The organism is Tepidibacter aestuarii (genome assembly GCF_934924865.1).
Taxonomy (GTDB): domain Bacteria; phylum Bacillota; class Clostridia; order Peptostreptococcales; family Peptostreptococcaceae; genus Tepidibacter_A; species Tepidibacter_A aestuarii.
The window spans coordinates 277,475-292,285 of the sequence record NZ_OW235315.1; the positions used below are offsets into that span (position 1 = coordinate 277,475).

The 14,811-nt window shown below is 35.7% G+C and carries 10 protein-coding genes, 3 rRNA genes and 1 riboswitch; of the genes, 11 read left to right on the forward strand and 2 right to left on the reverse strand.

Features of this window, described 5'->3' with window-relative positions:
* Nucleotide 1: 1 nt before the first annotated feature.
* On the forward strand, nt 2-1,297 hold the full coding sequence (hemL, locus tag M2214_RS01370; protein WP_248481962.1) for a glutamate-1-semialdehyde 2,1-aminomutase: 1,296 nt from the start codon (nt 2-4) through the stop codon (nt 1,295-1,297).
* Between the two features lie 44 nt (nt 1,298-1,341).
* Here the strand turns inward: hemL and M2214_RS01375 are convergent, their stop codons facing one another.
* On the reverse strand, nt 1,342-1,809 hold the full coding sequence (locus tag M2214_RS01375; protein WP_248481965.1) for a S1 RNA-binding domain-containing protein: 468 nt from the start codon (nt 1,807-1,809) through the stop codon (nt 1,342-1,344).
* A gap of 206 nt (nt 1,810-2,015) precedes the next feature.
* Nucleotides 2,016-3,287 carry a YjiH family protein gene (locus M2214_RS01380; protein WP_248481966.1) on the reverse strand — a complete coding sequence of 424 codons (1,272 nt, stop codon included), beginning with the start codon at nt 3,285-3,287 and terminating at the stop codon, nt 2,016-2,018.
* Between the two features lie 270 nt (nt 3,288-3,557).
* Between M2214_RS01380 and M2214_RS01385 the strand changes: the two genes are divergently transcribed.
* The 10 genes from M2214_RS01385 (at nt 3,558) to M2214_RS01430 (ending at nt 14,765) form a co-directional block, all read left to right on the forward strand.
* Nucleotides 3,558-5,073, forward strand: a 16S ribosomal RNA gene (locus tag M2214_RS01385).
* Nucleotides 5,074-5,160: 87 nt separating this feature from the next.
* A 23S ribosomal RNA gene (locus tag M2214_RS01390) occupies nt 5,161-8,081 on the forward strand.
* A 58-nt stretch (nt 8,082-8,139) separates the two neighbouring features.
* Nucleotides 8,140-8,256, forward strand: a 5S ribosomal RNA gene (rrf, locus tag M2214_RS01395).
* The 16S, 23S and 5S rRNA genes sit together here, the layout of an rRNA operon.
* A 130-nt stretch (nt 8,257-8,386) precedes the next feature.
* Complete coding sequence (locus M2214_RS01400; RefSeq protein WP_248481968.1) at nt 8,387-9,583, forward strand: radical SAM/SPASM domain-containing protein; 1,197 nt, start codon at nt 8,387-8,389, stop codon at nt 9,581-9,583.
* Nucleotides 9,558-10,556: a radical SAM/SPASM domain-containing protein gene (locus tag M2214_RS01405; RefSeq protein ID WP_248481970.1), complete on the forward strand. Its 999-nt coding sequence runs from the start codon at nt 9,558-9,560 to the stop codon at nt 10,554-10,556. Before M2214_RS01400 ends, M2214_RS01405 begins: the two co-directional genes overlap by 26 nt.
* Nucleotides 10,549-11,001 (forward strand): siroheme decarboxylase subunit alpha, encoded by a 453-nt coding sequence (gene ahbA, locus M2214_RS01410; RefSeq protein ID WP_248481978.1) that lies wholly within the window; start codon nt 10,549-10,551, stop codon nt 10,999-11,001. Before M2214_RS01405 ends, ahbA begins: the two co-directional genes overlap by 8 nt.
* A gap of 6 nt (nt 11,002-11,007) precedes the next feature.
* Nucleotides 11,008-11,490, forward strand: coding sequence for a siroheme decarboxylase subunit beta (gene ahbB, locus M2214_RS01415; protein WP_248481980.1), 483 nt, complete (start codon nt 11,008-11,010; stop codon nt 11,488-11,490).
* Nucleotides 11,491-11,693: 203 nt separating this feature from the next.
* Nucleotides 11,694-11,871: riboswitch (cobalamin riboswitch) on the forward strand.
* A 104-nt stretch (nt 11,872-11,975) separates the two neighbouring features.
* Nucleotides 11,976-13,040, forward strand: a complete 1,065-nt coding sequence (locus tag M2214_RS01420) for a FecCD family ABC transporter permease (protein ID WP_248481982.1) — start codon at nt 11,976-11,978, stop codon at nt 13,038-13,040.
* Between the two features lie 17 nt (nt 13,041-13,057).
* The gene (locus tag M2214_RS01425) at nt 13,058-13,813 is read left to right on the forward strand and encodes an ABC transporter ATP-binding protein (protein WP_248481985.1); all 756 of its coding nucleotides are present in this window, start codon (nt 13,058-13,060) and stop codon (nt 13,811-13,813) included.
* 46 nt (nt 13,814-13,859) lie between these two features.
* Nucleotides 13,860-14,765, forward strand: a complete 906-nt coding sequence (locus M2214_RS01430; protein WP_248481987.1) for a sirohydrochlorin cobaltochelatase — start codon at nt 13,860-13,862, stop codon at nt 14,763-14,765.
* Nucleotides 14,766-14,811: the final 46 nt, after the last annotated feature.

The window sequence follows — 14,811 nt, forward strand, 5'->3', positions numbered from 1 at the left end:
TATGAAGACTACTAAATCTGAAAGCATATATAGTGAAGCTGTAAAATACATACCTGGTGGAGTTAACAGTCCTGTTAGAGCATTTAAATCAGTTGGACTTAACCCTATATTTGCAGACCATGCTAAGGGTTCGAGATTATATGATGTTGATGGAAATGAATATATAGACTATATATGTTCTTGGGGACCATTAATGTTAGGTCACAGTAATGAAGAAGTTTTAAGTGGCGTTGAAGATATAATAAGAAGAGGAACAAGCTATGGAGTTCCTACAGAAATAGAAGTAAAAATGGCAAAATTAATATGTGAAGCATATGAATCAATAGAAATGGTTAGAATGGTAAACTCAGGAACAGAGGCTACTATGAGTGCATTAAGAGTAGCAAGAGCTTACACTAAGAGAAATAAAATATTAAAATTTGAAGGATGTTATCATGGACATTCTGATGCATTACTTGTTAAATCAGGATCTGGAACAATAACATATGGAGTACCTACAAGCCCTGGAGTTCCAGCAGATGTAGTAAAGGATACACTTGTATGTAGATACAATGATTTAGACTCAGTAAAAGAAATATTTAAAGAACATGGACAAGACATAGCAGCTGTAATAGTAGAGCCGGTTGCAGGTAATATGGGTGTAGTTGCAGGTAAAAAAGAATTTTTACAAGGACTTAGAGATATAACTAACGAATACAAATCTGTATTAATATTTGATGAAGTAATAACAGGATTTAGATTAGCATTTGGTGGAGCGGGTCAGCATTATGGAATAAAAGCAGATATGACATGCCTTGGAAAGATTATAGGAGCTGGACTTCCTGTTGGAGCTTATGGTGGTAAGAAAGAGATAATGGACATGGTATCTCCAGTTGGTCCTGTATATCAAGCAGGAACATTATCTGGAAATCCTCTTGCTATGTATATGGGATATAAAAATATAAGTATATTAAAGAATAATCAAAACATATATAAAGAGCTTGAAGAAAAGGCTATAAGACTCGAAAATGGACTTAAAGAAAATCTTCAAAAGCTTAATATAGAAGGAACTGTAAATAGAGCTGGATCTTTAGTATGTCTCTTCTTTGCAAAAGGACCTATAGAAAATTACGAAGATGTAATGAACTGTGATGTAGAAAAATTCAATATATATTTCAAAGAATTAATAGAAAGAGGAATACTACTTGCTCCAACGCAATTTGAAGCTATGTTTTTATCTAATGCTCATACGAATGAAGATATAGACTGCACAATAAAAGCAAGTTATGAAGCTATGAAGATAGCATTTAATAAATAGCTAAAAAAACGCCGACACATCGTCGGCGTTTTTTATTTAAAAGATTATCTTCTTTTGCTACGTTTATTTAAAGTAGCTTGACGGTCATCTGACTGCTTTAACCAATCTTTTAATTTATCTTCAAGAGAAGTTTCTTTTTTTGGTTTTGCTTGGAATTTACCTTTAGATGCATCCCTATTTCTATAGTTAGAACCTGAGTTAGAATTATAACTAGATCCAGAATTAGAATTAGAACTATAAGAAGGTTTATCTTTAGGTTTTGGAGTAAACGGTTTTGCTTGCTTAATTGAAAGAGATATTTTTTTAGACTCTTCATCAATGCTTATAATTTTAACTTTAACTTTATCCCCAGCTGAAATATGTTCATTTATATCGTTTATAAAGTTATGACTAATTTGTGAAATGTGAACTAATCCTTTAGTTTTTTCATCTATAGCCACAAAAGCACCGAAAGGCTTAACATCTGTTACTGTACCTTCAATAATATTACCGATTTCAAATTTCTTACACATAGACACACTCCTAAAAATTTTATAGTTTATAAATAATTTTAAAATTCGAGTTACTTATATTAATTAATATAGCATATAACTTTAACAAAAAACAAATTTTAAATTATCTTTTCAACTATCTATAATATATATTTTTACGCTTTTTTGCAACCTTTAAACATAAAAATATAATTAAGTTTTTTACATATAATTCGACATATAAAAAGTTAAATAATTAAAGTAACTATAGGGGTAACTATTATAAAAGAAAATATCACTCTTTCTATCCATATTAAAAACAACTCCCAAATAGATAATGGAATTTTTGTAGATAAAATACAAGGTATACATGCACAAAAGGATAATACAGAGCTAACTGACACTACACCTATTATAAATCGAGTTAAAAACGAAGAATCGATTACAAAAAATGATGGTAAAAATAAATCTATTATACCGATAGATGCAGATTTGGCAGTTAACATAGGTTCTGGAAGTTGTAGTATTTTTAATACAGGATAAAATATATAAGCTAATAAATCTATAAAACAAGTATATTTACTTAAAATTAAACCAACGGTACCTATTGAGACTATTGACGGTAACACGGCTATAGTTACAATTAAACCATTTCTGAAGTTTCTATATACGTTTTCATAAACACTAGTAGATTTATGTATAGATTTACTAGCTTCATTCCATGCATTTTGAATAAAGTTTTTATAAATTCTGGTTTCTATAACAGAATTAGACGAAATATAAGAATGACTTTTTCTACTAAGAGGAGGTATTCTAGCTGTGATTGAGGTAACTGAACAAGTTACTATAAATGTAATTACAAAATAAGCATGCCACATACTCATAAGATCTAAAGTTTTAGCTATAATAATCATCGAACTTATAGATGCGGTAGAAAATCCTGTAACTATAATACTAGCCTCTTTAATACTATATTTACTATCTTTAAATATAGTATCTGTAATTAAAATTCCTATAGAGTAGTTACTTAAAAAAGATGCTAAAGCATGGGCTGCTGATTTTCCTGGAGTTTTAAAAAGTGGTTTCATTATAGGATGCATTAAAACACCTATAAATTCCAGAATACCGTAATCTACTAGAAAAGTTAAGAAAACAGATCCTATAGGTATAGCAATACTAATAGGAATGGCTATGTTGTTAAAGATTATAGACAACATATCTTTAGAAATAAAGTAAAATTTGTCTAAATTAAAAATAAATATTACACATATAAATATACTCAAAAAATTAAAAAAAGAAATTATTTTATTAAATCTATTGTTATTCCATGATTTTGTAATAAAAGGATAAAAAACTCCTAGTATAATTAGAGCTAAAGTATAGACACAAACATAATTTAAGAAATGACTATAGATATATATAATAATATGATCTAGTGATATTGTCATTTTACCGTTTAACTTTATAGGTATAAAAAATATGAATATGCCTATGAAATTATATATAATGAATTTAATCATATTTTATAACCCCCTTTTATTATATATAGTGAATTTGGTTATATTTTATAACTCACTTTTAATACGTTGTATAATATATTCTATAAAAAACTTCAAAAAAAGTGTTGACGGATTATTTCAAAGGTGATATATTATTACTTGTCCTCAACAACGAGGCAAACACGAAACACAAAATGAACTTTGAAAATTAAACAGTAGGTTATAAATAAATCACAACAGTGATTTTCGGAAACAACACATAAAGTCAGTTTACTGAGTACTGACAAACTTTTATTTAAGAGTTTGATCCTGGCTCAGGATGAACGCTGGCGGCGTGCCTAACACATGCAAGTCGAGCGGAGATTAAAAAGCTTGCTTTTTAATCTTAGCGGCGGACGGGTGAGTAACGCGTGGGTAACCTGCCCTATACACACGGATAACATATCGAAAGATATGCTAATACGAGATAACACATTTTTAAGGCATCTTAGAAATGTCAAAGCGTTAGCGGTATAGGATGGACCCGCGTCCCATTAGCTAGTTGGTGAGGTAAAAGCTTACCAAGGCGACGATGGGTAGCCGACCTGAGAGGGTGATCGGCCACACTGGAACTGAGACACGGTCCAGACTCCTACGGGAGGCAGCAGTGGGGAATATTGCACAATGGGGGAAACCCTGATGCAGCAACGCCGCGTGAGCGATGAAGGCCTTCGGGTCGTAAAGCTCTGTCCTAAGGGAAGATAATGACGGTACCTTAGGAGGAAGCCCCGGCTAACTACGTGCCAGCAGCCGCGGTAATACGTAGGGGGCAAGCGTTATCCGGAATTACTGGGCGTAAAGGGTGCGTAGGCGGCCTTGTAAGTCAGAAGTGAAAGGCTACGGCTCAACCGTAGTAAGCTTTTGAAACTGCAGGGCTTGAGTGCAGGAGAGGAGAGTAGAATTCCTAGTGTAGCGGTGAAATGCGTAGATATTAGGAGGAATACCAGTTGCGAAGGCGGCTCTCTGGACTGTAACTGACGCTGAGGCACGAAAGCGTGGGGAGCGAACAGGATTAGATACCCTGGTAGTCCACGCCGTAAACGATGAGTGCTAGGTGTCGGGGGTTACCCCCCTCGGTGCCGCAGCTAACGCATTAAGCACTCCGCCTGGGGAGTACGCTCGCAAGAGTGAAACTCAAAGGAATTGACGGGGACCCGCACAAGTAGCGGAGCATGTGGTTTAATTCGAAGCAACGCGAAGAACCTTACCTAAGCTTGACATCCCTCAGACCGCTTCTTAATCGAAGCTTTCCCTTCGGGGACTGAGGTGACAGGTGGTGCATGGTTGTCGTCAGCTCGTGTCGTGAGATGTTGGGTTAAGTCCCGCAACGAGCGCAACCCTTATCTTTAGTTGCCAGCATTTTGGATGGGCACTCTAGAGAGACTGCCGAGGATAACTCGGAGGAAGGTGGGGATGACGTCAAATCATCATGCCCCTTATGCTTAGGGCTACACACGTGCTACAATGGCTAGTACAGAGAGTTGCGAAACCGCGAGGTCAAGCTAATCTCTTAAAGCTAGTCTCAGTTCGGATTGCAGGCTGAAACTCGCCTGCATGAAGCTGGAGTTACTAGTAATCGCGAATCAGAATGTCGCGGTGAATGCGTTCCCGGGTCTTGTACACACCGCCCGTCACACCACGGAAGTTGGGGGCGCCCGAAGTCAGATATCCAACCGTAAGGAGGAATCTGCCGAAGGTGAAATCAATGACTGGGGTGAAGTCGTAACAAGGTAGCCGTATCGGAAGGTGCGGCTGGATCACCTCCTTTCTAAGGAGAAATAACCTACTGTTTAATTTTGAGGGTTTATTCCTCAAAATTAGTACTTTGAAAATTGAACAGATTTAAATAAATTTAGGTTAAGTTATTAAGGGCGTAGGGCGGATGCCTTGGCACCAAGAGCCGATGAAGGACGTGGTAAGCTGCGATAAGCTTCGGGGAGATGCAAGCAATCTTTGATCCGGAGATTTCCGAATGGGGAAACCCACCTAGAGTAATGTCTAGGTATCCTTAGATGAATACATAGTCTAAGGAGGGGAACCGAGGGAACTGAAACATCTAAGTACCTCGAGGAAGAGAAAGAAAAATCGATTCCCTAAGTAGCGGCGAGCGAAAGGGGAAGAGCCCAAACCTATGAAGTTTTCTTCATAGGGGTTGCGGATATGCTCACAAGAAAGAGGTATTGTAGTCGAAGAGGTTTGGAAAGACCCACCATAGAAGGTAATAGTCCTGTAGATTAAACAAGAAGACTTTCGAGCATACTCCAGAGTACCACGGGACACGTGAAACCCTGTGGGAAGCTGGGGGGACCACCCCCCAAGGCTAAATACTTCTTGGTGACCGATAGCGTATAGTACCGTGAGGGAAAGGTGAAAAGAACCCCGGAAGGGGAGTGAAATAGAACCTGAAACCCTATGCCTACAAGCTGTGGGAGCACATTTTTAGTGTGACCGCGTACTTTTTGTAGAACGGGCCAACGAGTTACGATAAGTAGCAAGGTTAAGGACTTAGGGTCTGGAGCCGTAGCGAAAGCGAGTCTTAACTGGGCGATTCAGTTACTTGTCGTAGACCCGAAACCGAGCGACCTACCCATGGCCAGGATGAAGCGAAAGTAAAATTTCGTGGAGGTCCGAACCCACGCACGTTGAAAAGTGCGGGGATGAGCTGTGGGTAGAGGTGAAATTCCAATCGAGCTCGGAGATAGCTGGTTCTCCCCGAAATAGCTTTAGGGCTAGCCTCAAGCTTAGAGATGAGGAGGTAGAGCACTGAATGTCCTAGGGGCCCTGTGGGTTACCGAAGACTATCAAACTCCGAATGCCTTTATCTTTTGCTTGGGAGTCAGACTGTGGGTGATAAGATTCATAGTCGAGAGGGAAACAGCCCAGACCGTCAGCTAAGGTCCCTAAATGTAAGTTAAGTGGTAAAGGATGTGGGATTGCACAGACAACCAGGATGTTGGCTTAGAAGCAGCCATTCATTCAAAGAGTGCGTAATAGCTCACTGGTCGAGTGATCCTGCGCCGAAAATTATCGGGGCTAAAACTTACTACCGAAGCTACGGCATTGACTTTGTCAATGGGTAGGGGAGCATTCACTGCGGGTTGAAGCTAGACCGGAAGGACTAGTGGACTGCAGTGAAGAGAGAATGTTGGCATGAGTAGCGAGACGTAGGTGAGAATCCTACGGGCCGAAAACCCAAGGTTTCCTGAGGAAGGTTCGTCCGCTCAGGGTTAGTCGGGACCTAAGCCGAGGCCGAAAGGCGTAGGTGATGGACAACAGGTTGAGATTCCTGTACTACCGATAATCGTTTGAAGAATGGGGTGACGCAGAAGGATAGGCTATCCTACTATTGGATATGTAGGTCCAAGCATTAAGGGAGCATTGATAGGCAAATCCGTCGGTGCAATCCTGAGGTGTGATGGGGAGCGAAATTTAAGTAGCGAAGTAGTCGATTTCATGCTGCCAAGAAAAGCCTCTACTGAGATTAAAGGTACCCGTACCGCAAACCGACACAGGTGGGTGAGAAGAGAATTCTAAGGCTAGCGAGAGAACTTTTGTTAAGGAACTCGGCAAAATGACCCCGTAACTTAGGGATAAGGGGTGCCTCATTAGGGTGTATGCCCGAAGAGGCCGCAGAGAATAGGCCCAAGCGACTGTTTACCAAAAACATAGGTTTCTGCTAAGTCGAAAGACGATGTATAGGAGCTGACGCCTGCCCGGTGCTGGAAGGTTAAGGGGATGTGTTAGACATTAGTCGAAGCATTGAACTTAAGCCCCAGTAAACGGCGGCCGTAACTATAACGGTCCTAAGGTAGCGAAATTCCTTGTCGGGTAAGTTCCGACCCGCACGAAAGGCGTAACGATTTGGGCACTGTCTCAACAAAAGACTCGGTGAAATTGTAATTCCGGTGAAGATGCCGGATACCTGCGACAGGACGGAAAGACCCCATGGAGCTTTACTGTAGCCTGGCATTGGATTTCGATATTACATGTACAGGATAGGTGGGAGACTGAGATACGAGAACGCCAGTTTTCGTGGAGTCATCCTTGGGATACCACCCTTGTAATATTGAGATTCTAACCATAGACCATGAATCTGGTCTTGGGACACTGTCAGGTGGACAGTTTGACTGGGGCGGTCGCCTCCCAAAATGTAACGGAGGCGCCCAAAGGTTCCCTCAGCACGGTCGGAAATCGTGCGAAGAGTGCAAAGGCAAAAGGGAGCTTGATTGCAAGACATACAGGTCGAGCAAGGACGAAAGTCGGGCTTAGTGATCCGGTGGTTCCGCGTGGAAGGGCCATCGCTCAACGGATAAAAGCTACCCTGGGGATAACAGGCTTATCTCCCCCAAGAGTCCACATCGACGGGGAGGTTTGGCACCTCGATGTCGGCTCATCACATCCTGGGGCTGTAGTAGGTCCCAAGGGTTGGGCTGTTCGCCCATTAAAGTGGTACGCGAGCTGGGTTCAGAACGTCGTGAGACAGTTCGGTCCCTATCCGTCGCAGGCGTAGGAAATTTGAGAGGAGCTGTCCTTAGTACGAGAGGACCGGGATGGACATACCTCTGGTGCACCAGTTGTCACGCCAGTGGCATAGCTGGGTAGCTATGTATGGAATGGATAAGCGCTGAAAGCATCTAAGCGCGAAGCCAACCTCAAGATAAGATTTCCCATCTTTATGAGTAAGATCCCAGGAAGACTACCTGGTTGATAGGTTCAAGGTGTAAGCTCAGTAATGAGTTCAGCTGATGAATACTAATAGATCGAGGACTTAACCAAATTTTAAATCTGATCAATTTTGAAAGTATTAATCTTAATATTTAAAACTAAAAGATTATGTGGTTATTACAGCAAGGAGGATACACCTGTTCCCATTCCGAACACAGAAGTTAAGCTCCTTAGCGCCGATGGTACTTGGGGGGCAGCCCCCTGGGAGAGTAGGACGTAGCCACGTAATCTTTTTTTATTTATAACATTCTAAAAAGAGCCGTACGATGATTATATCGTGCGGTTTTTTGTTAGAAACTATACATTTTGTGGTATCATTAAAAAGTCTAGCATAATTTAACAAAAGGAGACTATACATGATAGATTTAAGCAAGTTATTAAGTAAAGATGATATACAAAGAGGTAGTATAAGATACTCAAAGGACTGTTCGAAAGCTAAAGCTGGTGTTAGAAAAGGTATGGGTCCAGTTGTAGTATGGAATATAACAAATGTATGCAATTTCAAGTGTAAGCACTGTTATTCAAGTGCAACAGCCACGAAAGATCAAGAAGAACTTACATTTGAGCAGATAAAGAAAGTAGTAGATGATTTAGCCACAATTAATGTTCCTGTAATCTTATTATCTGGTGGAGAGCCTTTGATGAGAGAAAATATATTTGAAATAATAGAGTATATAAAATCTAAGGGTATAAATGTGAGTCTTTCAACTAATGGAAGTCTTATAACAAAAGATGTAGCTAGGAAATTAAAGAATCTAGGCATAGGATATGTTGGTATTAGTTTAGATGGAACTTCAAAAACTAATGATATATTTAGAGGTGTAAGTGGATCATATGATTCTATAATAAAGGCTATAAAAAACTGTAAAGAAGTAGACCAAAAGGTAGGGCTTAGATTTACAATACAAAAGAAAAATTATAAAGAAGTAACAGATATACTTAAATTAGTAGATGAAATAGATATACCTAGAATATGCTTTTATCATTTAGTCCCAAGTGGTAGAGGACAAAATATAATAAATGATATGTTAACACATGATCAAACTAGAGAAGTATTAGATAATCTATATGATTATGTTAAAAAGAATATAGTAAATGGTATAGATAAAGAGATTCTTACAGTCGCAAACTTTGCAGATGGGATATACATTTATTTAAAGGAAAAAGATGAATACCAAAAAAGTAGGATACTTGATTTATTAAGCAGAAATGGAGGAAATAGATCGGGGATTGCTATATCGAATATAGATTATAAAGGGAATGTATATATAGATCAATTCTCTAAGAATCACTTACTTGGAAATATAAAGCAAGATTCATTCTCGAGTATATGGAATGAAAATAAAGAAGGACTGTTAAACGAAATAAGAAATAAAAAAGATAAGGTAAAAGGAAGATGCAAGGAATGTAAATGGCTTAATATATGTAATGGAAATCTAAGAGCTAGAGCATATGGATATTATAATGATATATGGGCTGAGGATCCGAGTTGCTATCTTACAGATGATGAGATTAGGAGTGAAGTAGATGATTATATCGTGGAATATGACTAAAAATTGTAATTTATATTGTAAGCATTGCTACAGAGATGCAGGACCTAATCTTGCTTCAAATGATGAATTATCAACAGAGGAAGGAAAAGAACTTATAAGAGGAATACATAAAGCTGGATTTAAGATATTGATATTTAGTGGAGGAGAACCCCTTCTAAGAGATGATTTATATGAGCTTACAGAATACGCAAGTTCACTTGGACTTATAAGTGGTATAGGAACTAATGGAACACTAATAGATGATGAAGTTGCTAGAAAACTAAAAGAATCTAAGGTTAGAGCGGTAGCTATAAGTCTTGACAGCTTAGATGTAAAAAAACATGATAGATTTAGACAAGTTGAGGGGAGTTTTAATAAGACTATAGAAGGAATAAAATCATGCATAGAAGCAGGACTTAAAGTTCAAATAAACACTACCGTAACAAAATCGAATTATGAAGAGATAACTGAAATCACAGACTATATATCTTCTCTTGGAGGGCATTCTCACCATCCATTCTTTCTTGTAGAAGTAGGTAGAGGTAAGGAAATAGGAGAGTATGGTCTTAACAAAAAAGAGTATAAAGATATTATAAATAAGATACTAGACAAGCAAAAGGATACTCATATAGAACTTAAGCCAACTTGTGCACCTCAGTTTATGGTAGAAGCAAAAAATAAGGGGATGAATATGAGATTTTCTAGAGGATGTATAGCGGGAATTAAGTACTGCTGTATACTTCCTAATGGAGATGTTCATATATGTCCATATTTACCAATTAAAGTAGGAAGTATTAGAGAGCATTCTTTTGATCATATATGGGAAAATGCAGAGATATTCAATAAACTTAGAAATTACAAGGAGTATAATGGAAATTGCGGTAAGTGTGAGAATATAAATATATGTGGTGGATGTAGAGCTAGAGCATTCAGTTCGAGTGGGAATTATATGAATGAGGATGTGTTCTGTTTAAAGGAGAAAATAAATGGATAGTATAGACAAGTTGATATTAAATGAAGTTCAAAATGGAATACCTCTTGAAAAGAATCCTTTTAGAAATATAGCTGATAAACTAAATATAAAAGAAGATGAAATAGTTAAAAGAATAAATGAATTAAAAGAAAAAGGTTATATAAGAAGGTTTGGGGGTATATTTGATAGTCAGAGTTTAGGAATAAAAAGCACGCTTGTAGCTGTAAAGGCAAAAGATATAGAAAACACATCAAAAATAATAAACGAATATAGTGGAGTAACTCATAATTATCAAAGAGATGATGATTATAATATATGGTTCACTTTAATGGCTTCATCAAAAGAAGAACTTGAAAATATACTCAAGGAAATAAAAAACAGAATACGATGTGAAGATATTATAAGCCTTAGTTGCGTAAATAGGCACAAGGTTAAGGTATATCTTGATTTTGATAATAAAGGGTGATTTAACTTGATAGATAAAATAGACAGAGACATTATAGTTCATCTATCTAAAGATATAGAGCTGACTAAAACCCTATATAAAGATATGGCAAAAGTATTTGATATATCTGAGGATGAGTTGATAAATAGATTAAAAAAATTAAATGAAAGAGGCTACTTAAAGCGTATATCACCTATAATTGTCCATCAAAAAAGTGGTTATGATAGTAATGCTATGGTTGTTTGGAAGATAGAAAAAGATAAAATAGAATATTTTATAGAGATGATTAAGAACATAAAGAGTATAAGTCATGTATATGAAAGGCAAGTATGTTTACGTTGGGAATATAATTTATATACTATGATTCATGGAATAAATAAAGATGAAGTAGATAGAATAATAAACTATTTATCAAATAATATGCAAAATTATTCATTTAAAGTATTGTACACATTGAAAGAATTAAAAAAAACTAGTCCGAATTTAGAAGGGTTAATTAAAGTAATCTAAAAAATAATGATAGAAGTTCTTAATGATAGACGAAATTGTTTCAAAAATTTAACTTTAATTTGTTGCATACATTTAAAAATAAAAAATAGTGTAAAAATGAAACGTATATGTCGCTAATTGGTAAATGTGGTAACAAAATGTATAAAAAAAATCCTTTCTTTTTACTATATATTAATATACAATATGGATGTAACATAAAAAACTTAATATTGAAGATTATGGGTTTTATTAAAAATTAAAAGGGAAGACCAGTGAAAAACTGGCACAGCCCCCGCTACTGTAAGCAGTAACGAAACCTCGATAAACCACTGGGTAAAACTGGGAAGGTGAGGAAGTAGGATGACTGTGAGTCAGGATACCTGCCTATAATTTTAAAAGCTATTTCGGAGGGAGATGAGCGTTATGATAACAGGTGAATTATATCCTGAAATTATACATATCAAAAAACTCCTATAGGAGTTTTTTTTTGGAAGAAGAGGTATGTAATGATAAAAGAAAACAACATAATGAACAGTTTAGAAGTTAAAAGAAAAAAATCATTTTTAATCGGAGGAGTATTATTATTTTTATCTTTATTACTTCTTATAATGTCTGTAAACATAGGACGAGCAGATATTAAGATAATGGAGGTTGTAAGAATTATTGCAGCAAAGATAACATCAAATACAAGTATATTAGAAGGCATAAGTAAGTCTAAGGTCGCTATTGTATGGGATATAAGGTTACCTAGAATTTTAGTAGCTCTCTTAGTAGGTGGAGGACTTGCTGTGTCTGGTGCAATATTTCAATCTCTTCTTATGAATCCTCTTGCAGATCCATATACTATAGGGGTTTCAACAGGTGCAGCTTTTGGAGCGGTACTTTGTATATATATGAATATATTTATAGTAAAAACTCCTATGCCTATAACACCATTTGCGTTTTTAGGGGCAATACTGACGTTGCTAATAGTTATGAAAATAGCAAATATAGATGGCTATATGAGTTCATCTAATCTAGTTATAGCGGGAATAATAGTAAGTTCTATACTATCAGCGGGAATAAGCTTTTTAAAAAGCACATCAGGAGAACAAGTTTTTGCCATTATATACTGGCTTATGGGAAGCCTTAACTCAAGAACATGGTCTCAAGTTATTATAAGTTTTCCTATTATTCTTATATGTACATTAGTATGTATATATTTTGCTGATGATTTGAATATATTAGCTTTTGGAGAAAAGGAAGCAAGATCTCTGGGGGTTAATACTAAAAGAACAAGAAATATATTTTTAATATCTGCATCGTTGATAACTGCTGTTTGTGTATCGGTTAGTGGAATAATAGGATTTATAGGGCTTGTAGTTCCTCATATAGTTAGATTTTCATTGACATCTGACAATAGATATCTTATACCAATATCATCTTTATTAGGATCTATATTGCTTTTAATGGCAGATAATATATCAAGATCATTATTTAATATAGATATTCCTGTAGGAGTTATAACTACTTTATTTGGGGGTCCATTCTTTATATATATATTTGTAAGTAGAAACAAGAGTATACAATAAATTCAGAGGGTGGTTAAATGATTAAGGTTGAAGCTGTTAGCTTTAAATATAATGAAAAGATGATATTAGATAGTATAAGCTTAGATGTAGATAAAGGGAAGTTTCTATCTATAATAGGACCAAATGGATCTGGCAAAACAACACTACTTAATTTATTGACTGGATATTTAAAAGCTGACAAAGGAAGCATTGAATATATGGGTAAGAATATTTCAAATTATAGTGTAGAGGAATTATCACAAAATTTTGCAGTAATTAATCAAAAAGGAGATATAAAATTTCCATTTACATGTCTTGAAATAGTTATGATGGGAAGAAAACCTTTTTTAAAAAGAATCAATAAACTTAGTCAAATAGATAAAAAAATAGTCTATAAGGCAATGGAGAGTACAGATACTTTGAAGTTTGCAAATTCTATTATAACTCAGATTAGTGGAGGCGAATTTCAAAGAGTCATGATAGCTAAAGCATTGACTCAAGAGCCAAAGGTTCTGTTTTTGGATGAGGCATTTTCTGCTATGGACATATCTCAAAAAATTAAATGTTTAAAAATCATTAAAAAATTAGTAGATACAAAGAATGTAACTGTTATATCTGTTATACACGATCTTAACTTAGCTTATATGTTTAGTGATGAAGTTTGTGTACTTAAAGATGGAAAAGTTGTAGCAAATGGAAAAACTAATGATGTAATGACAACTGACTTTATAGGAGAAGTATTTGATATACAGGTAGATCAAGTAGAGGATAAGGGATTTTTAATAAGAGCTTAAGTTTATAATAATAAAATTGTAATAATATATTAAGGAGGAGTTTTAAATGAGAATTAAAAAGTATTTAGCATTATTTGTAAGTATGATGCTTTTAGGGGGAGTTTTAGCAGGGTGTTCAAGTGCTGCTGGAACAGAAGAAAAGGAAGTTGAGAAAGATCCAAACAAAAAGGCAGTTTTAGTTGTAAGCTTTGGTACTAGTTATGCAGATACTCGCAAGGTTACTATAGAAGCTTGTGAAGAAAAGATAGACAAGGCATTTCCTGATTATGAAATGAGAAGAGCTTTTACATCAAATATAATAATCAAAAAGCTTAAAGAAAGAGATGGAATAGAAGTTGACGATCCAACTCAAGCTTTAGATAAATTAAAGGAAGAAGGATTCAGTGAGGTTGTAGTTCAATCACTTCATGTAATGAATGGAGCTGAATATGATGATTTAGCTGAAGTTGTAAATCAATACAAAGATGACTTTGATAAAATAAAAATGGGTTCACCTTTACTTACAAGTGTACAAGATTATAAAGATTTAGCAGAAGCTTTAAAAACTCAAATAGGAGAATTAAAAGATAATGAAGCTATAGTATTTATGGGTCATGGAACTCATCACTATGCTAATGCTACTTATGCATGCTTAGATTATGTACTAGAAGATATGGGCATCAATGCATATGTTGGAACAGTAGAAGGATATCCAGAACTTGATAATGTTATAAATAAATTAAACAAAAATAATATAGAAAAAGTTACATTAATGCCATTAATGCTTGTTGCAGGTGATCATGCTAATAATGATATGGCAGGAGATGAAGAAGATTCTTGGAAGAGCATATTAAAGAAAGAAGGATTTGTAGTTGAAACATATTTACATGGTTTAGGAGAAAATGAAAAAGTACAAGATATGTACGTAAATCATGCAAAAAAAGCTATGAAAGAAGAAACAACAGAAGAATAATTAATAATAAAAATCATCAGTATTTGCTGATGATTTTTATACGTGG

Excerpts from the sequence above, each read along its gene's own strand:
- hemL (WP_248481962.1), top strand. The coding sequence starts at position 2 with ATGAAGACTACTAAATCTGAAAGCATATATAGTGAAGCTGTAAAATAC.
- M2214_RS01375 (WP_248481965.1), bottom strand. The coding sequence starts at position 1,809 with ATGTGTAAGAAATTTGAAATCGGTAATATTATTGAAGGTACAGTAACA.
- M2214_RS01380 (WP_248481966.1), bottom strand. The coding sequence starts at position 3,287 with ATGATTAAATTCATTATATATAATTTCATAGGCATATTCATATTTTTT.
- M2214_RS01400 (WP_248481968.1), top strand. The coding sequence starts at position 8,387 with ATGATAGATTTAAGCAAGTTATTAAGTAAAGATGATATACAAAGAGGT.
- M2214_RS01405 (WP_248481970.1), top strand. The coding sequence starts at position 9,558 with ATGATTATATCGTGGAATATGACTAAAAATTGTAATTTATATTGTAAG.
- ahbA (WP_248481978.1), top strand. The coding sequence starts at position 10,549 with ATGGATAGTATAGACAAGTTGATATTAAATGAAGTTCAAAATGGAATA.
- M2214_RS01420 (WP_248481982.1), top strand. The coding sequence starts at position 11,976 with ATGATAAAAGAAAACAACATAATGAACAGTTTAGAAGTTAAAAGAAAA.
- M2214_RS01425 (WP_248481985.1), top strand. The coding sequence starts at position 13,058 with ATGATTAAGGTTGAAGCTGTTAGCTTTAAATATAATGAAAAGATGATA.
- M2214_RS01430 (WP_248481987.1), top strand. The coding sequence starts at position 13,860 with ATGAGAATTAAAAAGTATTTAGCATTATTTGTAAGTATGATGCTTTTA.